Raw genomic sequence first — 21789 nt, 5'->3', positions numbered from 1 at the left:
CCGATGACCGACAACCGGCGGTTGCGCACCCGATGGCTGGGTGCGCAACCGATCGGCGGCCTCTTCGCGCTGCCGTACTTCGTGTTCGTGATCGCGATCTTCGCGTATCCGCTCGCGTTCGCTGTCTACATCGCCTTCCACGACTACTTCTTCACCGCCCCGGGCACCGAGCCCGACCGCCCGTTCGTCGGGTTCGAGAACTTCGTCACCGTGCTCACCGATCCGCGTGTGCTCGGCTCGTTCCGCAACACGCTGGCCTTCCTGGTGATCAACGTGCCGCTGACCGCGGTGCTCTCGCTCGTGCTCGCCGCAGCGCTCAACACCGGCATCCGCTGGGTGGCCGCGTATCGGGTCGCGTTCTACGTGCCGTACCTAACGGCGAGCGTGTCGCTGGTCGGCGTGTGGATGCTGCTGTTCTCGGGCAACGGACTGATCAACTCGATCCTCGGCCCGCTCGCGCCCGATCCGTCGTGGCTCGTGAACAGCGGGCTCGCGATGCCGATGATCGCGCTCTACGTGACCTGGAAGCAGCTGGGCTTCTACATCCTGCTGTATCTCGCGGCGCTCCAGAACGTGCCGAAGGAGCTCTACGAATCGGCGGAGACCGACGGCGCCGGCGCCTTCAAGCGCTTCCTGCACGTCACGGTCCCCGGCGTCCGCAGCGCCACCACGCTCGTGCTGATCCTGTCGATCATCACCGGCGCCAACCTCTTCACCGAGCCGTATCTGCTCACCAACGGCGGAGGGCCGGACGGCGCCTCCTCCACCCCGGTGCTGCTCATCTACCAGCTGGGCATCCAGCAGCAGAACCCCGACACGGCCGCAGCGATCGGCATGATCCTCGTGATCCTCGTCGGGATGCTGTCGCTGGCGGCGAACCGCGCGACCAGGGAGCGATGATGAAACGCAGAAGCAAGGCCCCCCGCATCCTGAGCATCGTCCTGCTCACGGTGGCGGCGATCGGATTCGCCTTCCCGTTCTACTTCATGCTCGTCGGGGCGTTCCAGGAGAGTCCGACGAACGCGCCGAACGAGCTCTTCCCGACCAGCGGATGGACCGTCGACAACTTCGTCGCGATCGACTCGCGGATCGACCTCGCGGGCTCTCTGCTGAACTCGCTGATCTTCACGGCCGGCGTGCTGCTCGGCACCGTGGTGTTCGGGCTGCTCGCCGGGTATGCGATCGCCCGTCTCGACTTCCGCGGACGCGGCGTCGTCTGGGTGCTCATGCTGCTCGTGCAGATGGTGCCGTTCCAGCTGCTGATGATCCCGCTGTACGTGCAGATCACCCGCAGTTACGGACTCGGGGACTCGTACCTCGGCATGATCCTGCCGTTCCTCATCAACACGACCGCCGTGTTCATCTTCGTGCAGTTCTTCAAGGCGCTGCCCGTGGAGATCTTCGAGGCGGCGCGCATCGACGGGGCCGGCGAGATCCGCCTGCTGACCTCGGTCGCGATCCCGCTCATCCGGCCCGTGCTGGTGACCGTCGTGCTCGTCACGTTCATCGGTCCGTGGAACGAGTTCCTCTGGCCGTTCCTCATCACGAAGGATGCGACGCTGCAGCCGCTCGCCGTGTCTCTCGCGAACTACATCTCGAACGTGGCGCAGTCCACCGCGAACCCCAACGGGGCGATCCTCGCCGGCGCGACCGCGCTCGCCTTCCCCGTCGTCATCCTGTTCATCGTCTTCCAGCGGTTCTTCCGCGCCACCGACCTCGGCGCAGCCGTCAAGGGCTGATCACTCGCTGTCCAGCCAGAAAGGGCATCCATGTTCTCCGGAGCCTCCTTCCCCCTCGGTCCGTTCACCCCGTACGAGGGCAACCCGATCCTGCGCCCGCGCGGCGACAGCTGGGAGTCGGCGAACCTCTACAACCCGGCGGCGATCGTCGACGGCGACGAGGTCGTGCTGCTCTACCGGGCGCACGCCGACGACATCATCTCCCACATCGGCATCGCCCGCTCGAGCGACGGCGTGACCTTCACCCGCGAGGATGCGCCGATCCTGTCGCCGTCCGAGGACTACGAGACCTACGGCTGCGAGGACCCGCGCATCGCACTGATCGACGGCACCTACTACCTCACCTACACGGGGTGGGATCGCCGCAGCGCGCAGCTGTGCCTCGCGACCTCGACGGACCTCCGCACCTGGACCAAGCACGGCCCATTGTTCGACGACTTCGACACCTTCAAGACCATGGACCCCCGCGGGTTCAACTGGTCGAAGGCCGGGGTCATCGTGCCGCAGCGGATGCACGGTAAGTGGTGGATGTACTTCGGCGAGGGGGCGATCTACTGGGCGACCAGCGACGACCTCATCCACTGGACCCCCGGCACGGCCGACACCGATCCGATGTACTCGCCGACGCCCGGCACCTGGGACGAGGCGCTCGTCGAGATCGGCACCTCTCCGGTCGTGACCGACAACGGCCTGCTGCTGTTCCTGACGAACGGCGCCACCCGCGTCGTGAACGACGACGGCTCCGTCGACGTCGACTACCGCTGCGGTCAGATCGCGATCGACCCGGATGAGCCGACGAAGGTGATCGCGCGCCTGCAGGAGCCGTGGCTGCGTCCGCAGACCTTCGAGGACAGGCACGGGCTCGTCTCGAACGTGACCTTCGTCGAGGGCCTCGTGAAGTTCCAGGAGAAGTGGTTCGCGTACTACGGCCAGTCCGACACGACGCTCGCGGTCGCGATCCACGACCCGGCAGAGCCGTGGGGCCGTGCGCTGCGGGAGTGAGCCGGAGCTGACCGACACGTCACGCCGCCTGTTCCGGACGTCCGCGAACCGTGCGTCGCCACCAATACGCTGGCGGTGTGCCGACAGCCCAGAGAGCGATGAGCCTGCGATGATCACCGTCGGACGACGTACTCGCATCCGTCCGGGCCGAGAGGCGGACTACGCGCGCATACACGCGCAGATCCCGGATGCCGTCCACGCCGCGATCCGCCGCGCCGGAGTCGAACGATGGCACATCTGGATCGACGGTTCGACTCTGTTCCACAGCATCGACACGATCGTCGGCTACGCCCGTTTCCTGGAGGAGATCGGTGGGCTCGGACCGATCGACCCGGCATGGGATGACATCATCGCCGATCTCCTCGACGATGCTCCGGACGCGGACCGCATCCTCGACCTGGTGTGGGCGATGGACGAGTCGGGTCAGCACGGCGGCAGGTAGGCCCCGGGCTAAGCGACCCCGCTCTCGGCGAGCTCCGACCAGAACGCGTCGGGAATATCCGCCGATGCTCTGGCCGCGCTGCTCTGCACGTGTGCTGCTGTGCGGGTGCCGACGACCACCGAGGCCACCGCGGGATGCCGCAGCGGAAACTGCACCGCGGCGTCTGGAAGCCGGATGCCGTGAGCCTCCGCGAGGGCGGCGATCGCGCGAGCGCGCTCGATCAGCGGTCTCGGCGCCGGGGCGTAGTCGAAGTGAGCGTCGTCGGCGACGACCGCAGCACTCAGCAGTCCGGAGTTGTAGACGCCGGCCGCGACCACGTCGACCCCGCGTTCCTCCGCAAGAGGCAGCAGATCTTCCTGCGCCGAAAGGTCGAGCAGCGTGTAGCGACCAGCGACCATCACCACGTCGACGTCGGTGCGTCGTATGAACTCCGTGAGCATGGCCGACTGGTTCATCCCCGCGCCGATCGCGCCCACCACTCCCTGTTCACGCAGCTCGACGAGGGTATCCATCCCTGTCGTCGATGCCTCCTCCCAATGCGCATCCGGGTCGTGCAGGTACAGGATGTCGAGGCGGTCGAGTCCGAGCCGGTCGAGGCTGCCCTCGACCGAACGGAGGATGCCGTCGCGGCTGAAGTCCCAACGGCGCCGAACGTCGGCGTGCACCACGAAGCCCTCGGGGTCGAGTTGGTCTGCGGTCTCGGGGCTCGGCTCGAGGAGACGCCCGACCTTCGTCGAGACGGCGAAGTCGCCGCGGCCATAGGCCTGCAGCGCACGCCCCAGCCGCCGTTCGGAGAGGCCGAGTCCGTAATGGGGAGCGGTGTCGAAGTAGCGGATCCCCGCGTTCCACGCCGCGATGACGGCACCCTCGGACTCTTCGTCGGTCGTCACGCGGTGCATGTTGCCGAACTGCGCCGCTCCGAGGCCGATGCGCGTCACGGGCATCGCAGACGGAATCATGCGTCGCCCACCGGCGGTCTGCCATCCCGCTCCCACGCCTCGTATTCGGCGAGACCGACGTCGTCGAGCGGGTAGTACCGCCTCAGCGCTCCTCCCTGCGCGAGCTTCGCGCGGGAGAAGTCCTCCCAGGCCTCGTGCGTGCGACTGGACTCGACCACTTCCCAGGCCTTCGCGATCGGCACTACGACCGCACCGTCGTCGTCGGCGACGATCAGGTCTCCCGGAAGGACGAGCGCACCCCCGACGGCGACGGGCACGTGATAGCCCCACGGGAGCAGCGTGCCCTGCGAGGCGTAGTGCGGCGTGGCTCCGTTGGCCCAGATCGGCAGATCGATCTCTGCCAGGCGACCCGAGTCCCGGATGCCGCCGTCGACGACCAGGCCCACCCCACCGCGGTTGTGCAGGTGGTGGGCGAGCATCTCTCCCACGACACCGGAGCGGAGCGAACCGTACGCCTGCGCGACGAGCACATCACCGGGCTCGATGAAGTCGAGCACGGCCCACAGCGCGGTCGCGCGCTCGACGTACTCCTGCGTGACGCCGGCATCCGAATAGATGTCCTCGCGCATCGGCATGAACTGCAGAGTGACGGCGCGGCCCACCACGTGCCGGCCCGACTTCGTGGGCCTCGGCCCTTCGATGAAGGTTCGGGTGATGCCCATCTGGTGCAGCTTCGCCGAGGCGGTGGCGGAGGAGACCTCTCGGAACGCCTCCACGAGCTCCGGATCCACGGGGGCGATCGTCGGGCCCTTCACAGGAAGCGACCATGCCCCCTCGATGCGGTATTCGGGGATGCCGTCCGGCCCGATCGCGATGGGCGCGATGGCTCCCTCAGGCTGCGTGCTCACGGCGGAACACCTCCACGGCGTAGTGGCCCTCGATGTACGGGAAGCGCGTCTCGAGGTCGTTGATCAGTGCGACGCCGAACCCGGCCGCCTCACCGAGATCGATGCGCCCTGCGTCCACTCGCGAGCCGCCGACGAGCGAGCTCCACTTGAGCGGACCCTGCACCATGCATTCCTCGAGCATCGAGGCGTTCGGGAGGGCAGCGACCGCGTGAGCGTTCGCCATGGCCATCAGCCCGTTGTGCCAGGAATGCGGGACGAGCTCGAGCCCCGCGCGGTCCGCGAAGCGTCCAATCTTCAGCAGCTCCGTGATTCCGCAGACGCCCGCGTCGGGCTGCACGATGTCGAAGGCGCCGCGCTCGATCCAGGGCCGGAACTGCTCCAGGGTCGTGAACGATTCACCACCGGTGATCTTCAGCCCCACGCTGCGGTTGAGCTCGACGTAGCCGTCCAGGTCGTCCTTCGCGATCGGCTCCTCGAACCAGAGCGCGCCGCGCTCGTCGAGTCCACGGGCGACGGTCAGCGCCTCCGCGCGAGTCAGTCGACTGTTCCCATCGACGGCGATCCCGAGGTCCGGGCCGACCTCGCGGCGGACATCATCGAACAGCCGGAGGAATCGTTCCGGGGTGACCGCGTCCCACCCCCAATACGTGCCCAGGCGAATCTTGACCGCCGAGTAGCCAGCCGCAACATGGCCGACCACCTCATCGATGAGGGTGCGCGGGTCGGCGCGCCAGTCGTAGCGGACCCCACCGGAGGCGTAGACGTCGACCGACGAGTCTGCCGCAGCATCGATCAGCCGGCTGACGGAGACGCCGGACTGCTTGCCGCGGAGATCCCACAATGCGCAGTCGATGCCCGCGACCGCGAAGTCATGGGCGGAACCGACAGCGTGCACGATCGCGCTGCCTGTCGGCGAAGGAACGATTCCGAGGTCATCGACGTCGGCTCCGATGAGCGACGGCGCGTACCACTCGACCCAGTCGGCGATCTGCAGCGGGTTTCCGTACGCGCACGCCTCGCCGATGCCGGCGAGGCCCCCATCGGTCTCGATGATGACGACGGCGATGTCCGCTTTCACACTGCGGTAGCGGTCGGTGATCCACTGGTCCTCCCGCTCGTGCAGCCGGGTGCCGACGAGGGTCGTCGCCTTGGTGATCTTCACTGGGTTGTGCCTTTCGGTGGTGCGATCCTCAGCCCTTCTCGGCGCCGGCGGTCTGGCCGGCCACGAGGTGGCGCTGAGCGAAGAGGAAGATGAGGAGGATGGGCGAGACCGAGACGATCGCGGCGAGAGCGATCTCCGGTTCGCGGATCGGAATGCCGGTGAAGTTGGCTCCGCCGAGCGCGTTGGTGTTGCGCATCAGCAGTTGGAGTCCTGTCTGCAGATTCGCGAGGTCCGAGTCGGTGAGCATGATGTACGGCAGGAAGAACGCATTCCAGGCGTTCACGAACGCGAAGAACGCGACCATCACGATCACGGGGACTGCGAGCGGCAGGAAGATCCGCATCATGATCCCCCATTCGGACAGCCCGTCCAGCCGCGCGGCCTCGATCACCGAGTCGGGGATCGTCGTCGCGGCGAACAGGTACACCAGGTACACGCCGAAGGGGTAGAACGCCAACGGAAGGATCACCGACCACGGAGTGTTCGTGAGTCCGACCGCGGACATCTGCAGGTACAGCGGCAGGATCAACGCGGCCGATGGCACGACCATCGTGACCAGGGTGAGGAAGAGCACGACACCGCGTCCGCGGAAGCGGAACTTCGCCAGGCCGTAGCCGGCCGGGACGCAGGCGAGGAGCGCGATCACCATGCTGCCCAGCGTGTACAGAATCGAGTTCAGCGTCCAGGTGGCGATGATCCCGTCGTTGTAGCCGATCAGGTGCGACCAGGCGATCCCGATCTGCTCGAAGCTCCCGAATGACATCGGTGCATCGTTCCGCAGCTGATCGCTCGTCTTCGTCGTGGCGAGAAACAGCCAGAGCACCGGCACCCCGAAGAACAGCAGCGCGGACAGCAGGAGGATGTTGCGGCCCAGTCGACCGCTCAGTCGGGCGATCATGAGCGGCCGTCAATCGAGTAGAACTTGGTCTTGCGGATGATGATCACCGCAGCCGTCACGGTGATGATCAGCAGGAGAACCGAGAGCGCGGACGCTCGTCCGTAGTTGGACTCCCCGGATGCGTAGGAGTACACGAGTTGATTCACCGACCACGTTGAGCTCACCTGTCCGCGGGCGCCGGTGCCCAGCACCTGCGGTTCGACGAACACCTGGAATCCGGCGGCGAACGAGACGATCAGGATGAACGCGACGTAGCTGCGGATCAGCGGCAGCTTGATGTGCAGGGCCTGCTGCCAGACGTTCGCCCCGTCGATACGCGCCGCCTCGATCAGCTCGGGCGGAATCGCGGTGAGCGCACCGTAGAGCATCACGATCCAGCCACCGGCTCCGATCGCGACTCCCATGACGGCGAGGATCATCGGTAGCGAGCTGTCGGAGATGATGATGCCGTTCGCCCCGACGAGCGGAGCGAGGAGCGGACCGATCGGGCTGACCGCCGGCGAGAACATGAACAGCCACAGCAGCGCGGCAGCCGATCCGGTCACGGCGCCGGGCACGTAGGAGATGAACCGGGTCAGTGCGCCGAGCCGTGTGCGCTTCGCGTCGAGCACCAGCGCGATCACGAAGACCACGACCAGCAGCAGCGGCAGCCAGATCAGCAGATACATCGCGACGTTGACGGCGGCGACCGGGAGACGGTAGTCGGCGAGAACGGCGGCGAAATTGTCGAGGAGGCTGAAGTACGTGGGGCCGACCACCGGAGTGACGAAGAAGGCGGTGACGATGGCATAGATGACCGGAACGACACCGAACGCCACCAGCAGCACGACGTAGAGGGCGACGAAGCTCCAGCCGGTGGCACGGCGTCTCGGACGCCGTGCCACCATTTTCACTGAGGTCATGAGATCACTTGTTGACCGTGTATCCCGCGGCCTTGGCGGCGGCGAGCGCCTGCTCGCCGAACGTGGCCCATGCGGCATCGATGTCTCCGCCGGCATCGGCGATCACCGTGGCGTTGAAGTTGTCCAACAGCTGCGTGTTGTATCGGACATATCCCTGGGTGGGGCTGAGCTGCCCTGCGGCCTCGCTGAGCACCGCGCTGGGGTCTTCCGCGTACCACGGGTCGGCCGACACCTTCTCGAGCCACTTCTCCGCACTCGCCGTGTCGGCCGGGTAGGTCGGTGCCGCCGACTGGATCTCCGGGTCGGTGCTCAGCGCGGTGGCGAACTCGATCGCCGCCTTCTGATTCGCGGACTTCGCGGAAACGACCCAGACGCCGCCGCCGACCGCTCCGGAGACGTGCTCGTCTGTCCCGCCCCACGACGGGGTCAGGGCGACAGCCCACTGTCCTTCGGTCGGAGAATTCGGCTTGATGCCGTACTCCCCCATCCAGGACGGCGAGATCGTGGCCAGCATCTTGCCGTCGGTGACCAGCGGGACGAAGGCCGGGTCGAACGGGTCGAGGGTGGAAAGCGTGCCGTTGGCCAGAAGCGGTCCGACGACCGCGTTGACTCGCGTGCATTCCTCGGCCGTCGGGTCCAAGGTCACGGTGGTCGGATCGTCCGAGTCGGTCAGCTCGCACTGGCTGGAGGCGTAGTAGGCGTCCAGTCCGTAGCGGGCGTTCACCGTACCGAGCGAGTATCCGGGGTGCTCGACGGCGAGCTTCTCCCCCAGGGCAAGCCACTCGTCGAAGGTCGTCGGAACCGTGTAGCCGAACTGCTCGAAAAGCGGCTTGTTGTAGTAGACGACGGTCTGGGCGATGTCGTTGGGCAGGCAGTAGACAGTGCCGCCGAAGGTGCAAGCACCGGTCGATCCTTCCGCGAAACCGTCGAGCACACCCTGATCGATGTCCCCATCGAGCCCGAGCGGGAAGTTCACGGGATTCGCCAGGAGCGACGAGAGCTCGTCCGGCGTGGACAGGAAGACGACGTCGGGAAGGTCGTCTCCCGCCTTCGTCGCCAAGGCGATGCGCGAGGAGATCGCTCCCTGGGTGTTGTCGACAGGCTCGATCTTCACCTTCAGTTCGGGGTGCGCGGCAGCATACTCTTCGGCCGGCGCGGTGCGGGTGTCGTCGACCCAGACGGTGATCGAGGCATCGGCATCCTGCTCGGGAGCATCGGACGCCGCGCCGGAGCAACCGGCCAGCACGATGGCCCCCACGGCGGCGATGCCGAGCATCGCCAGGTTTCTGCTCTTCATTGAGGCTCTCTTCTTCGAGTTGCGCTCGGCGATCCACTACAGTTGGCGGACGGATTGCTCGAGTGATGGGATGAGTCGGAGTGAAGTTCTCCTACCTCTCCGACGATGCAATGATAGACACGCGCACCGCCGGTGGTCAAGGCGGCAAAGTTCTCGGATAACTTGACTGCCGTTCCGACAATGCGCCGGTACAGCGGCATCGCGCAGGCCGCTGAGTGAGAAAAGCCCGAGGAGGCAGAAGATGGCCGTGATCGACGATGCTGTCGACAGGATCCGCAGTCTGATCATCGACGGGCACCTCCAGCCTGGAGACCGCCTGCCACAGGAGGGACAACTCGCCGAGACGCTCGGCATCTCCCGCAACTCGCTGAGGGAAGCGATACGGGTCCTCGAGCAGATGCGCGTCCTGACCGTGCGTCACGGTTCCGGCACATACGTCTCGAGCCTCGAGCCGGCGCAGCTGCTCGAAGGCATCGCCTTCGCGGTCGAGATGATGCGAGACGACACGGTGCGCCAGGTGCTCGAGGTGCGTGAACTGCTCGAGCCCGCCGCCGTGCGCCTTGCCGTGCAACGGATGACTCCCGCCAAACTCGCAGACATCCGCGCAGCCTACGAGCGCAACAGCGCGCAGACCGAGATCGAGGATCTCGTCCGCACCGACCTGGAGTTCCATGCCGCGATCGTGCGCGCGGCCGAGAACGAATCGCTGAACAGCATCCTCGACGGTCTCACCAGCAAGACCGTGCGGATGCGGATCTGGGGAGGCATCGTCAGCGATGACGCCGTGCACCTCACCATCGACTTCCACCGGAAGATCCTCGAAGCCATCGAAGCGGGAGACGCACACCTGGCCGAGGCCACCGCGCTGCTCCACGTCGGCGCCGCCCGCGCATGGCTCGACGCCTACCTCGTCGAGCACGAGCGTCCACGAGCCGACCCACCGACGTCGCGGCGCGCCGCTTCCACAGTGTGACGCCGTCGGCTCGAATCCTCCGAGCCGACGGCGTCATCTGACCGTGGACTGAATCAGTCCCGCACGAGATCCCACCGCTGGTTGGCACTCGAGCTGCAGGAGTACTGGATGACAGCGGCGTTCTCCGCCTGGCTCGAGCCACCCACGTCGAGGCACTTCTGGCTGTGCTGGGCCACCAACTGGTAGCCGTCTCCTCCATCGCTCAGAGTGAAGCGCTGATTCGTCGCCGTCGAGCAGCCCCATTGCACCGCCGTCACGCTGTTGGTGGTGCTCGCTCCGGGGATGTCGACACAGCTGTTGCTGTGCTGAGCCACGAGCGTGAAGCTCCCGCCGCCGGCATCCGTCAGGGCGAACTTCTGGTTCCCTGCATCCGCGCAGGTGGCCTGTTGCACCTGGGCGCCGTTGGACGTGCCGGCTCCCGCGATCGTCATGCACTTGTCGCTGTGCTGAGCGACGAGCTCCACGGTCACCGGTTGCGCGGCAATCTGCTCCTTGGCGTTGAACTCTCCACAGGAGATCCACGGTCCCACGTGCGAGGACAGTCCTGTCATCCGCACGTATCGGGCCGGAGTGCCGTTGAGGCCCAACCACTGCGGTGCGGTCGAGTTGGCGAACGTTCCCTCGACGGACTGCGTCCAGTTGGCGCCGTCGAGACTGGTCTCGACGCGCACGTCCTTGATGCGTCCGTTCACGACGGTCCGCGCCGTGCAGCCCGCGGAGAGCAGCTTCCGCTCCTTTCCGAGGTCCACCACGACCCAGTGCGGCGGCGGCATCGAGTTCGAACTCCACTGACTCGTCCACCCCGGATCTGACGCGCAGTCGACGAGGTTGGACGCGGGCCGACTCTCAGCCGCGGTCTCCTGGGTACTGAACGCGGTCACCGTCATCTCCGTGCACGGGACCGATCCAGGATCGGTGACGGTGACAGTGCTGCCCACCGAGGCCGCAGTGCTGTTGCCGGTGGTCATTGCGGCCTCCAGGGTGCCTTGTCCGTCGAAGTTCATCGGCGCACGCACCTGGAAGACGGCGGTCGTCGAGCCACCGACACCCGTGGCCCCCACGGCGCGGGACGAGGGGAACACGACCCACCCCTGCGGTGCACTCAGCTGCAATGTTCCTGCGGGAACCGTCCCGCCTGCGGACGTGACGGCGACCGTCACATCGGTGGGCGTTCCGCCGACGATCGACGCGGGGGCGCTGATCGAGACGGATCCCGTGATCTCGAAGGAGTACTGTCCTCCTGCCACCACGGAGAGCGTGACGGTGCCGTCGTTGTTGACGGTATGGGGCGTCGATGCTCCTGCCGCGTCTGTGATTCGGAACTGGGAGTTGAAGAGCGTACTGCGCATCGTCACCGCACCGGATGTAGCGGCGGCGAGACTCGCCGACGTCACGGCACCGTTCGCCCACGTGAGGCGCATCTCGTGTCCGCCGCGCACCTTGACACCATCGATCGTGCCGGTGGTCCACGCCGAGGGGAGGGCCGGAAGCAGGTCGATCACTCCGGTGTGGCTCTGCACGAGCAGTTCGGGAGTCGAGGCACCCAGTGGACCCCACTGATTGACCCACTGTTGATTCGAGAAGACCGCCTGCGCCGCCACGGACTTATCGCCCGCACCGAGGCGTGCCCACATGAACGACTTGTCCGGGTGGTATCCACCCGAGCCTCGAAGGTCGAGAGACACCTTGTGCGCCTCGAAGAGCTCCGGAGTCGTCTGCTCCGAGATCACATCGCGGAGGCTCGCGCCCAACAGGTGCGAGACATGCCGGTGCGAAGGATCAGCCGGCGCGTAGTCGTTGTTGAACTCCTTCACCTCGCCCTGCGCTCCGATCGTGATGGGAAGCAGCTTGGCGTTCGCCGCCGTGACGCGATCTACGAAGTCCTGGTCTGCCGGACTGTCGAGCCCCAGGATCTCCGTGGCTTCGAGGACATCGTGGAAGAGCTGACGGATCAGTACCGTGTCTCCGGTAGCACCCCGGCCCACGGCGACGGTTGTGCCGTCAGACAGGCGGTAGCGATGCTCGGGAGAGGTCGACGGAGAGGTCACCAGATTGCCGTTCTTGTCGGCGACGAGCAGGTCGAGTGCGAACTCGGCAGCTCCCTTGAGCATCGGGTAGGCGTCGTTCTCAAGGAAGTCGGTGTCCCGGGTGAAGAGGTAGTGGTCGTAGACGACCGACATCATCCACACCCCGCCCATGGGCCACAGCGCCCACTCGTTGTTCGCGTTCGCAAGCTCGGTCGGCGCCCAGATGTCGGTGAAGTGCGACGCCGTCCAGCCATCGAATCCCCAGTCCTTGTCCGCGGTGAGAGCGCCACTCTGGGCAAGGTTCTTCAAGAACTTCCACAGCGGATCGCCGGATTCGGAGAGGTTGCCCGTCTCGATCAGTGCGTAGTACTTCTCGAGGTTCTCGTTCAGGAAGTGCGACGACTCGTTGACCGCTGTCCACTCCGGGTTCCACAGACCTTGCTGATTGTGGGGCCTGTCCGTGGTGTTCGCGCGGGAGGAGGAGATCATCTCGTAGCGCGTGTACTGGTAGGTCTTGACGTTCTCGATGCCCGCACCGGTGTTGCCGTTGACGTCCAACCACAGCCTGCGGAACAGGTTCCGGTAGTCAGCCAGATGGGCATCCTTCAACTGCGTATAGGTCTTGGACGCGGCCGCATCCATCGTCGCATCGACGATCGGTGCGGGATCGTTGCCACCCTGGCTGGGGTTCGGCGGTGTGAAGGGATCCTTGTAACTGGTCGCGCTGGAGTAGATCAAGACGATCTCACTCGCATTCGTGATCGCCAGGTTGCCGGAAGAGGGCACGACCGTTCCGCCCACGGTCTGCACGCGCAGGCGCGCGTCGAATGTCATCCCCTTGCCCGCAGCCCAGACTGATGCCGTTCCGGGCTTGTGCGGTGCCGTTCCCGTCATGATGATCTCGTTGCCGCTCGCCTGTACCGACGAGTGACCGGCCATCTCCGGCGGAGCTGCCAGCTTGGCCGTCACGCTCATCGGCTGATTCTTGTCGTTGGAGATCCGCATCACGATCACGTTGTCCGGGTGGTTCGCGAACACCTCGCGCGTGTACCGCGTCGAACCCACGGAGTAACTGGTGGTCACGGTGGCCTGATCCAGATCGAGCACACGGGAGTAACCCGTATAGCCGGATGTTCCCGACACGTCGAGCAGCAGCTTTCCCACCGGCAGGAAACGCGAACCGTTCGACGACCGGCCCCACATCCCCTGGGCCGCTGTCTCAGCCTGCTTCAGCAGCGTTTCTCGCTGCGCGACGGTCGTCGCCGCGTCGGCATCTGCCAGCAACTGTCGAGTCTGGGCCAGCGCCGTGCGCCGATTCGTGTTGTTGTCGTCTGTCGGTTCCCCCGACCAGAAGGTGGAGTCGTTCAGCTGGAGCGTGTCGGCAGCGACACCACCAGCGACCCTGGCTCCGACTCGGCCGTTGCCGACGATGGTGCCGGAGTAGTCGTTCCCGTTTGCCGGGGTTGTCCAGGAGTACTTCAGTTGCTCCCAATTCCCCGTCTTCTGTGCCGCCGTCGACTGCGTCGCGGTGTGTTCGACCGCCGAGGGGGAGGCAACTGCCGCCGGCTGCATGCCGGCACCGATCAGGGTTCCTGCCACGAGTGTGGCGAGGATCATCCTCGTCCGTTTGATCATCTGCTTCCGCTGCTTTCTCGCTCTTCATTGAGACCCCGGTCCAGGTCTGAACCGGATGGGCAGGGAGAACAAACAGCGAATTCGATCAGAGTTCTCCTATGAATCCCGGGTCATCATATGACTGGGCGTGCGAAAAGATCAACTATGGGCGCAAGTTGTAGGACCTCGTTTCGATCCGCGCGCGGGGTACGGTTGCGATGTGCCCACGAACGATCCCCTGCCTGACCGCCCCACTCCCGACAACCCCACCGGGAAGCTGGTGCTCCTGCGCCACGGCGAGACGGAGTGGTCGAAGGCGGGCCTGCACACCGGGCTGACCGACATCCCGCTCACCGCACGCGGGGAGGATCTCGCCCGCGGGGCCGGTGAGCTCGTCGCCGACTACGACTTCTCGCTCATCCTCACCTCGCCGCTGCAACGCGCACGGCGCACTGCTGAGCTCGCGGGACTGCACGCCGAGGTCGATCCGCTGCTCGTCGAGTGGGACTACGGCGGATACGAAGGTCGCACGACGAAGGACATCCGCGAAGAGCTCGGCTACAACTGGACCGCCTTCACGCACGGCGTCATCCGGGGCGACACTCCCGGCGAGACCGTCGAGGAGGTCGCCGCCCGCGCCTCGCGCGTGCTCACCCGCGTGCTCCCGGCGATGGCGCACGGCGATGTCGCCCTGGTCGCGCACGGGCACTTCCTGCGCATCCTGACCGCCGTCTACCTGCGTCAGGCCCCGCGCTTCGGCGCCCAGATCAGCCTGGATGCCGGATCGGTGTCGGTCCTGAGCTTCTATCGCGAGCAGCCGGCGATCCTGTCGTGGAACTACGGACGCGAACTGCCCCTGGCCCCCTCGGAGTCCTGACGTTCACCCGATGGACACCCGATATGCCGGCATCCTTCTTTTGAATGACTCAAAAGAACGTGTAGGGTCGAAGACATGGAGACAACGCTCGACTCGGCACTTCGCGGTGCCGGGCTGCGTGCGACCGCGGGCCGCGTCGCCGTCCTCGAGGCGCTGGACTCCATGGCCCATACGGATGCGGAGCGGGTCTACCGCGCCGTGTCCGACGTGCTCCCGACGACGTCGATCCAGTCGGTGCACAACATCCTCGCGGACCTGACGACGGCGGGCCTCGTCCGTCGGATCGAACCGGCAGGCTCCGCAGCCCTCTATGAGCGGCGCATCGGCGACAACCACCACCACATCGTCTGCACCGCCTGCGGTGCCGTCGGCGACGTGGACTGCGTCACCGGTGATGCGCCGTGCCTCACGCCGTCATCCGCGGGGGGATTCACCGTCCAGACAGCCGAAGTCACCTTCTGGGGCCTCTGTCCCAGCTGCCAGAACGTCGCGCAGTAGTCCGACGCGCCCGCCTGCCCGCCCGGGCAGGGGTACTCGTCGCGCCTGCGCGCAGAAGGAGAAGAAAATGACGAATCCGCACGACCCGGCGAAGCCCGCCACCACCACCCAGACCGGCACCCCGGCTCCGAGCGATGCTCACTCGCTGACCGTCGGCGCCGACGGACCCACGGTCCTGCACGATCGCTACCTCGTCGAGAAGCTCGCCTCCTTCAACCGCGAGCGCGTGCCGGAGCGCAACCCGCACGCCAAGGGCGGCGGCGCGTTCGGCGAGTTCGTCGTGACCGAAGACGTCTCGGCCTACACCCGCGCGGCAGCCTTCCAGCCCGGCGCGACCAGCGAGGCGCTGCTGCGTTTCTCCTCCGTCGCCGGCGAGCAGGGCTCCCCCGACACCTGGCGCGATGTGCGCGGCTTCGCGCTGCGCTTCTACACGACCGAGGGCAACCTCGACATCGTCGGCAACAACACCCCGACGTTCTTCCTGCGCGACGCCATGAAGTTCCCTGACTTCATCCACTCGCAGAAGCGCCTCGGCGACTCGGGTCTGCGCAACGCCGACATGCAGTGGGACTTCTGGACGCTCTCCCCCGAGACCGCCCACCAGGTCACCTACCTCATGGGCGACCGCGGACTCCCCCGGAGCTGGCGCCACATGAACGGCTACGGCTCGCACACCTACCAGTGGGTCAACGCCGCAGGCGAGCGCTTCTGGGTGCAGTACCACTTCCTGTCGAACCAGGGTGTCGAGGCCATGGGCGCCGCCGAGGCCCAGGAGCTCGCCGGATCGGATGCCGACTTCTACCGCCGCGACCTCTTCGACGCGATCAACACCGGCGAGTTCCCCTCGTGGGACGTCTACGTGCAGGTCATGCCCTACGAGGAGGCGAAGGAGTACCGCTTCAACCCGTTCGACCTCACCAAGACCTGGTCGAAGAAGGACTACCCGCGCATCAAGGTCGGCACGTTCACGCTGACCCGGAACCCGCAGAACTTCTTCGCCGAGATCGAGCAGGCCGCGTTCTCGCCGGGCAACCAGGTGCCCGGCACCGGCATCTCGCCCGACAAGATGCTCATGGCCCGCGTCTTCGCCTACTCCGACGCGCAGCGGTACCGCATCGGCGCGAACTACAACCAGCTGCCGGTCAACCAGCCGCACGCGGCCGAGGTGCGCAACTACATGCACGAGGGCCAGATGCAGTTCACGCCGAACCCGGCCGAGCACCGCACCTACACGCCGAACTCCTTCGGTGCGGCCGGTGGCCCCGAGGCCGACCCGCAGGCAGGCGTCGAGGCGAGCTGGGAGTCCGACGGCGAGCTGATGCGCACCGCCGCGACCCTGCACCTCGACGACGACGACTTCGGTCAGGCCGGCACCCTGTACCGCACCGTCTTCGACGACGAGCAGCGCGCCCGGTTCCTCGAGACCCTGACGGGTCAGGGCCAGGGCATCACGATCGACGAGATCCGCGAGCGCTTCTTCCAGTACTGGACGAACGTGGATGCCGCGCTCGGCGAGGCGCTGCGCCGCGCAGTCTGAGTCCACGGATGCTGCGCGGCAGGGTTCGGCCCTGCCGCGCAGCATCCGCATCTCTTCGCGCGCCGTGAAGGAGATCTCGCGTTCTGCAGGACCCCATCCCACGGATGCTCCTTCAGAACGTGAGATCTCCTTCGCTGCGTGTGGCTCGTGGATGCTCCGGATCAGCCCGTCACGGTCGCGAACAGCAGTTCACTCGAGGAGGCGAGCACCGCCGTCTCACCGCGCACGTCCACGAGCGCGAATCCGGCGGCTCCCCGGATCAGCGGGACCTCGTGGAGTGCGCCGTCGGCGAGCGAGAGCATCCGCTGCCGCCCCTTCCACTCGCCGGACGAGAAGACCGGCGACAGGATCACGGACGCCTGGTCTGACGTGAACCGCGCACGGATGCCGTGCTTGCCGGGCTGCTTCTTCCATCCGCTCTCCTCGAACACGCGGCGGGTCACACGTCCCACGCCGTCGAGCTCCGCGAGCGTGAAGAAGTCGGAGCCGTACTTGTTGACGCTCATCGTGTCGCTACCCTGCGCCGCCACGAAGCGGATGCCGTCGACGTCGAGCACATCGCCGACGATCGGTGCCTTCACGCCGCCAGGGGCGGAGCTCGTTCGACCGCCCGCCATCGGGTAGTCGGAGCCGTCGAGCAGGTCCATGCGCACCCAGGACACGGCATCGGCCTCTATGCGGAGGCGCGCGATCGTGCGGGCGTTCTGGAACGCGATCGGGTCGGTGAGCACGGCGAGCCAATCACCGTCCGCCGTCGCCCGGGCGATCCCGCCGGCGGGCAGGCGCGGTCCGCGGTCCGCGGCATCCGACCCATCGACGATCTCCCGGATCCTCGACGCACCAAGGTACGCGTCGAAGACCACGCAGGTGCGGTCGTCCACCAGCACGACGATGCCGTCGTCGCCGCGATCGACGATCACCGGCTGCGCTCCGAACTCCCCCTCGGGCAGCAGCACTCTCGCCCGTTCGCCGGAGGAGTCGGCGAGCACGACCTCGGTGCCCCAGCCGTCTTCCGCCCGCTGCGCGACCACCGCGAGCGCCGAGCCGTCGCCACGCAGGCACGCGGTGGGAGGATGCGGGAACGCCAGCGCTCCCTCACCGAGATCGACGCGGGAGACCGGGAGCAGCTTCACGCCCCGACCCTACCGGTCAGACGGAGACTGCACGCGTGTAGAGCGAGCGGTGGCCGAACACGACGACCGCGACGGTGAGTACCGCCGCGAGCATCAGCGGCACGGCCACGCCGAAGCGCAGGAGCAGCGCGCCGACGAGCGCCCCACCGAAGATGATCGCGATCGCGGCGAAACGACGGTTCCACACGCCCTTCACCCCGCCGGCGACCAGGGACTCGCTGGCGAGAGAGGTGAGGGTGGATGTCACGACGACGGTCGTCACATCGGCGACGGCGAGACTGCGCGCCACCGCCGCCTGCATGCCCATCGCGGCGGCCGTGGTCGAGGAGGCGATGAGCTCCAGCACGTCGGACTCCGCCCAATCGGGGAGGAGATACGCCACCCCGAGCAGGGCGAGGACCAGTGCCCCCGTGAGCAGCAGGAGCGACACCCCGCCGCTCCACTCCTTGCGACGCCGACGAAGGACCATCCCACCGATGTATGCCCCGATGGTGAAGGTCGCCAGCGCGATCGCGGGCCCGAGCACCGGCAGATCGTCCGCGCCGGCGACGGCCATGCCGAGGATCACGATGTTCCCGGTCATGTTGCCCACGAACACTCGATCGAGCCCGAGGAACCCGACCGCGTCGACGAGTCCGGTGACGAACGTCAGCACCATCATCATCCAGAGCGTGACAGTGGGCGCGCGCTCCCCCGATCGCGGGGCGATCACCGGTGTCGCCATCAACGGATCCTCTCGAGACTCGTCCGGGACTCGGCGCCGAGCCGCAGCACGGCTTCGGCGAGAGCACGGATGCCGTGTGCGACATCTCCCGCACTCACGCTCTCATGCGGTGATGGCTGACGCCATCCGGGTTACGGCGGAAGACCATCCCGACGCCGGTGGGGCCAGAATGGATGCCGTGGCCGTCCCTCTCTCCGACCTGACCAGCATGCCCGAACCGCAGCAGGTGTACGCGGCCGACGGCACGCGCCTCGCGACGTACACCTGGGGCGACCTGGATGCTCCGGTCGTCGTGGCCGTGCACGGCTTCGCGTCGAACGCGCGCGACAACTGGGTGCTCACCGGCTGGGTGCGCGAGCTGACGCGTGCCGGCTACCGGGTGCTCGCCCTCGACCAGCGCGGGCACGGGCACAGCGCCAAGCCGCATCAGCCGGAGGACTACGGCATCCGCACCCTCGCGACCGACGTCGAGTCCGTCATGGACGCGTATCTCGTCGACGACGCGTTCTACGTCGGGTACTCGCTGGGGGCGCGGGTGGGCTGGGAGGTCGTGCGCGATCTCCCGCAGCGCATCGAGCGCGCGGTGCTCGGCGGCGTGCCCGACGGCATCCCCCTCGCCCGGCTGGATCTGGACCAGGTGCGGGCGTACATCGCCGACGGCACGCCGGTCGCCGACCAGACGACGCAGAACTACATCGCCCTCACCGAGCGGGTGCCGGGCAACGACCTGCAGGCGCTCGTCGCGCTGGCGGAGGGCATGCGCGCATCCGGCACGATCGATCCGGATCCCGCGGATGCTCCGACCCGGCCGATCCTCTTCGCCACGGGCTCGAAGGACGCGATCATCGAGGGGTCCCGCGCCCTGGCATCCGCTGCGCACGACGGGCGCTTCTTCGAGATCCCGAACCGCAACCACTTCAACGCTCCGGGCTCGCGGGACTTCAAGGAAGCGGCGCTCGCCTTCCTCGCGGAGGGCTGAGGGGCCCGGCCCTTCGACAAGCTCAGGGACCCCAGACCTGGGTTGCTGAGCTTGTCGAAGCACCACCGAGGGTCAGACCGCGGCGTCGGCCCTCTTCGGCAGCACCCATCCCGCACGCGGGAAGTGGCAGGTGTAGCCGTTCGGGTACTTGATCAGGTAGTCCTGGTGCTCCTCCTCGGCCTGCCAGAACGGGCCCTCGGGCTCGATCGTGGTGACGGCCTTCGCGGGCCAGAGACCGGAGGCGTCGACGTCGGCGATCGTGTCGCGCGCGACGGTCTCCTGCTCGGGGCTGAGCGGGAAGATCGCCGAGCGGTAGCTCGATCCGATGTCGTTGCCCTGACGATCCTTGGTCGACGGGTCGTGGATCTGGAAGAAGAACGCGAGGATGTCGCGGTACGTCGTCTTCGACGGGTCGAACACGATCTCGACCGCCTCGGCGTGACCCGGGTGGTTGCGGTAGGTGGCGTGGTCGTTCGACCCGCCGGTGTAGCCGACGCGCGTGTCGAGCACGCCCGGCTGGCGTCGGATCAGGTCTTCCATGCCCCAGAAACAGCCGCCCGCGAGGACGGCGGTCTCGGTCCCGGGGGTGCGGGTGATGGTTCCGGTGTCGGTCATGACTGCTCCTCAGAAGTGTGTGCGGTGGTGGTGTCGAAGAGGCGGCTGTAGCGACCGTACCCCTCTTCCGCGAGCCTGTCAGCGGGGATGAACCGGAGAGCGGCGGAGTTCATGCAGTAACGCAATCCTCCCGCGTCGCGCGGTCCGTCGTCGAAGACGTGGCCCAGGTGGCTGTCGGCGCCGGCCGAGCGCGCCTCGGTGCGCTTCATGAACAGCTTCCGGTCGGTGCGCGTGGTCACGGCATCCGCGTCGATGGGCTTGGTGAAGCTCGGCCAGCCGGTGCCGCTGTCGAACTTGTCCGTCGACGAGAACAGGGGCTCGCCGGAGACGACGTCGACGTAGATCCCGTCGTCGTGGGTGTTCCAGTAGGCGTTGCGGAACGGCGGCTCCGTCGCATCCTGCTGAGTCACCTCGTACTGGAGATTCGTGAGGGCACTGACCGCCTCGGGGGTCCTGCCGTAGTCGTTCGACATGATCTGACTCCTTGTCCGACGTCGCTGGCTGCGCCGTCACTAGAGGAGAACGGATGCCGGTCCCGTTTTGGTCCCGCGGGACTGGGAGCGGGCTGTGAGTTTCGCGCGACTCGATAGAGTTGGCCCCCGGAACCACAGACCCTGGGGGAACACATGTCCGTTGGACTTCTCGCCGTCGTCGACGACATCCTGAGCGCCGCGATGAAGGCGTCGGCGAAGGCGGCGGGCGTCGTGATCGACGACGCCGCGGTCACGCCGCAGTACGTGCAGGGCATCACTCCTGCCCGCGAACTGCCTGTCGTCGGCAAGATCGCTCTCGGCTCGCTCGCCAACAAGTTCCTCATCATCATCCCGGCGGCTCTGCTGCTCACCGCCTTCGCACCATGGGTGCTGCCGTACCTGCTGATCCTCGGCGGCGCGTACCTGTGCTTCGAGGGTGCCGAGAAGGTGCTGGAGTGGTTCGGCGTGCAGCACGGCCACGCCGACGAGGGCGACCGCGACGAGAAGAAGCTCGTGCTCGGGGCCGTGCGCACCGACCTCATCCTCTCCACCGAGATCATGCTCATCTCGCTCGCGAACCTGGAGGCCGGCCTCGACATCTGGACGACGCTGGCGATCCTCGCCGTGATCGCCCTGCTGATGACCGGCGTCGTCTACGGCGCTGTCGCGCTGCTGGTGAAGATCGACGACATCGGCCTGAAGATGGCGAAGAACCCCGTACAGCGCGTGCGCCACACCGGCACTCGGATCGTGCGCTCGATGCCCGCGGTCTTCCGCTTCATCAGCATCCTCGGAACCGTCGCCATGCTGTGGGTCGGCGGTCACCTCGTGCTGGTGAACCTCGGCGAGGTCGGCTGGCACTTCCCGGTCGACATCCTGCACGCCGTCGAACACGCGCTCGAGTCCGCGGGCGCCGTCATCGTCTGGATCGTCGACACGATCATCTCGGCGATCGCCGGCCTCGCGCTCGGCCTGCTGATCGTGGGCATCGTGCTCGGCATCGGACGGATGCTGGGCAAGAAGCCGAGCTTCCACGAGGGCGAGGAATCTCCCGCCGACGTGCACGTCTGACCCGCGAGTAGTCTCGTCG

Annotated in this window: 21 protein-coding genes; 10 read left to right on the top strand and 11 right to left on the bottom strand. The window is 66.9% G+C overall.

Annotated elements, in window-relative coordinates; genetic code table 11:
- The first annotated feature begins 3 nt into the window (after window positions 1-3).
- The 4 genes from ABD648_RS13355 to ABD648_RS13340 all read left to right on the top strand — a co-directional run bounded on the left by ABD648_RS13355 (window position 4) and on the right by ABD648_RS13340 (window position 3183).
- Window positions 4-900, top strand: a complete 897-nt coding sequence (locus ABD648_RS13355) for a carbohydrate ABC transporter permease (protein ID WP_282215444.1) — start codon at window positions 4-6, stop codon at window positions 898-900.
- Window positions 897-1739: a carbohydrate ABC transporter permease gene (locus ABD648_RS13350; protein ID WP_282215443.1), complete on the top strand. Its 843-nt coding sequence runs from the start codon at window positions 897-899 to the stop codon at window positions 1737-1739. Before ABD648_RS13355 ends, ABD648_RS13350 begins: the two co-directional genes overlap by 4 nt.
- Window positions 1740-1769: 30 nt before the next feature.
- On the top strand, window positions 1770-2741 hold the full coding sequence (locus ABD648_RS13345; RefSeq protein ID WP_282215442.1) for a glycoside hydrolase family 130 protein: 972 nt from the start codon (window positions 1770-1772) through the stop codon (window positions 2739-2741).
- Between the two features lie 109 nt (window positions 2742-2850).
- A complete protein-coding gene (locus ABD648_RS13340) occupies window positions 2851-3183 on the top strand; it encodes an L-rhamnose mutarotase (RefSeq protein ID WP_282215441.1) in 333 nt (110 codons plus the stop codon).
- Window positions 3184-3191: 8 nt separating this feature from the next.
- Here the strand turns inward: ABD648_RS13340 and ABD648_RS13335 are convergent, their stop codons facing one another.
- The 6 genes from ABD648_RS13335 to ABD648_RS13310 are packed head-to-tail and all read right to left on the bottom strand — an operon-like array spanning window position 3192 to window position 9249.
- Entirely contained in the window at window positions 3192-4127 is a 936-nt protein-coding gene (locus tag ABD648_RS13335) for an aldo/keto reductase (protein ID WP_282215440.1), read from the bottom strand.
- Window positions 4128-4138: 11 nt separating this feature from the next.
- Window positions 4139-4990 carry an RraA family protein gene (locus tag ABD648_RS13330; RefSeq protein ID WP_282215439.1) on the bottom strand — a complete coding sequence of 284 codons (852 nt, stop codon included), beginning with the start codon at window positions 4988-4990 and terminating at the stop codon, window positions 4139-4141.
- Window positions 4974-6152 (bottom strand): mandelate racemase/muconate lactonizing enzyme family protein, encoded by a 1179-nt coding sequence (locus ABD648_RS13325; protein ID WP_282215438.1) that lies wholly within the window; start codon window positions 6150-6152, stop codon window positions 4974-4976. Before ABD648_RS13325 ends, ABD648_RS13330 begins: the two co-directional genes overlap by 17 nt.
- A gap of 28 nt (window positions 6153-6180) precedes the next feature.
- Complete coding sequence (locus tag ABD648_RS13320; RefSeq protein WP_282215437.1) at window positions 6181-7050, bottom strand: carbohydrate ABC transporter permease; 870 nt, start codon at window positions 7048-7050, stop codon at window positions 6181-6183.
- The gene (locus ABD648_RS13315) at window positions 7047-7952 is read right to left on the bottom strand and encodes a carbohydrate ABC transporter permease (RefSeq protein WP_282215436.1); all 906 of its coding nucleotides are present in this window, start codon (window positions 7950-7952) and stop codon (window positions 7047-7049) included. Before ABD648_RS13315 ends, ABD648_RS13320 begins: the two co-directional genes overlap by 4 nt.
- Before the next feature lie 4 nt (window positions 7953-7956).
- Window positions 7957-9249, bottom strand: coding sequence for an ABC transporter substrate-binding protein (locus tag ABD648_RS13310; protein ID WP_282215435.1), 1293 nt, complete (start codon window positions 9247-9249; stop codon window positions 7957-7959).
- 241 nt (window positions 9250-9490) lie between these two features.
- Here ABD648_RS13310 and ABD648_RS13305 point away from each other — a divergent pair, with 241 nt between their 5' ends.
- Window positions 9491-10222 carry a FadR/GntR family transcriptional regulator gene (locus tag ABD648_RS13305; RefSeq protein ID WP_282215434.1) on the top strand — a complete coding sequence of 244 codons (732 nt, stop codon included), beginning with the start codon at window positions 9491-9493 and terminating at the stop codon, window positions 10220-10222.
- A gap of 53 nt (window positions 10223-10275) precedes the next feature.
- Here the strand turns inward: ABD648_RS13305 and ABD648_RS13300 are convergent, their stop codons facing one another.
- On the bottom strand, window positions 10276-13866 hold the full coding sequence (locus tag ABD648_RS13300; RefSeq protein ID WP_282215433.1) for a glycosyl hydrolase family 95 catalytic domain-containing protein: 3591 nt from the start codon (window positions 13864-13866) through the stop codon (window positions 10276-10278).
- A 217-nt stretch (window positions 13867-14083) separates the two neighbouring features.
- Between ABD648_RS13300 and ABD648_RS13295 the strand changes: the two genes are divergently transcribed.
- The 3 genes from ABD648_RS13295 to ABD648_RS13285 all read left to right on the top strand — a co-directional run bounded on the left by ABD648_RS13295 (window position 14084) and on the right by ABD648_RS13285 (window position 16775).
- A complete protein-coding gene (locus ABD648_RS13295; protein ID WP_282215432.1) occupies window positions 14084-14740 on the top strand; it encodes a histidine phosphatase family protein in 657 nt (218 codons plus the stop codon).
- A gap of 75 nt (window positions 14741-14815) precedes the next feature.
- On the top strand, window positions 14816-15238 hold the full coding sequence (locus ABD648_RS13290) for a Fur family transcriptional regulator (protein ID WP_282215431.1): 423 nt from the start codon (window positions 14816-14818) through the stop codon (window positions 15236-15238).
- Window positions 15239-15305: 67 nt separating this feature from the next.
- Complete coding sequence (locus ABD648_RS13285) at window positions 15306-16775, top strand: catalase (RefSeq protein WP_282215430.1); 1470 nt, start codon at window positions 15306-15308, stop codon at window positions 16773-16775.
- A 161-nt stretch (window positions 16776-16936) separates the two neighbouring features.
- Here ABD648_RS13285 and ABD648_RS13280 read toward each other — a convergent pair whose 3' ends face one another.
- Together ABD648_RS13280 and ABD648_RS13275 are read right to left on the bottom strand one after the other, a co-directional pair.
- Window positions 16937-17908, bottom strand: coding sequence for a hypothetical protein (locus ABD648_RS13280; protein ID WP_282215429.1), 972 nt, complete (start codon window positions 17906-17908; stop codon window positions 16937-16939).
- 16 nt (window positions 17909-17924) lie between these two features.
- A complete protein-coding gene (locus tag ABD648_RS13275; RefSeq protein ID WP_282215428.1) occupies window positions 17925-18632 on the bottom strand; it encodes a YoaK family protein in 708 nt (235 codons plus the stop codon).
- Window positions 18633-18801: 169 nt separating this feature from the next.
- Between ABD648_RS13275 and ABD648_RS13270 the strand changes: the two genes are divergently transcribed.
- Window positions 18802-19611, top strand: a complete 810-nt coding sequence (locus ABD648_RS13270; protein WP_425561730.1) for an alpha/beta fold hydrolase — start codon at window positions 18802-18804, stop codon at window positions 19609-19611.
- Between the two features lie 72 nt (window positions 19612-19683).
- On the opposite strand, the gene msrA is transcribed toward ABD648_RS13270, so the two are convergent.
- Together msrA and msrB are read right to left on the bottom strand one after the other, a co-directional pair.
- Window positions 19684-20226 carry a peptide-methionine (S)-S-oxide reductase MsrA gene (msrA, locus tag ABD648_RS13265; RefSeq protein WP_282215426.1) on the bottom strand — a complete coding sequence of 181 codons (543 nt, stop codon included), beginning with the start codon at window positions 20224-20226 and terminating at the stop codon, window positions 19684-19686.
- Entirely contained in the window at window positions 20223-20699 is a 477-nt protein-coding gene (gene msrB / locus ABD648_RS13260; RefSeq protein WP_282215425.1) for a peptide-methionine (R)-S-oxide reductase MsrB, read from the bottom strand. Before msrB ends, msrA begins: the two co-directional genes overlap by 4 nt.
- 153 nt (window positions 20700-20852) lie before the next feature.
- On the opposite strand from msrB, the gene ABD648_RS13255 reads away from it, so the two are divergent.
- Window positions 20853-21770, top strand: coding sequence for a DUF808 domain-containing protein (locus ABD648_RS13255; protein WP_282215424.1), 918 nt, complete (start codon window positions 20853-20855; stop codon window positions 21768-21770).
- The last annotated feature ends 19 nt before the right edge of the window (window positions 21771-21789 follow it).

It is taken from the genome of Microbacterium luteolum, from assembly GCF_039533965.1.
Classification (GTDB): Bacteria; Actinomycetota; Actinomycetes; order Actinomycetales; family Microbacteriaceae; genus Microbacterium; species Microbacterium luteolum.
This window is presented reverse-complemented; position numbering and strand designations above follow the sequence as displayed.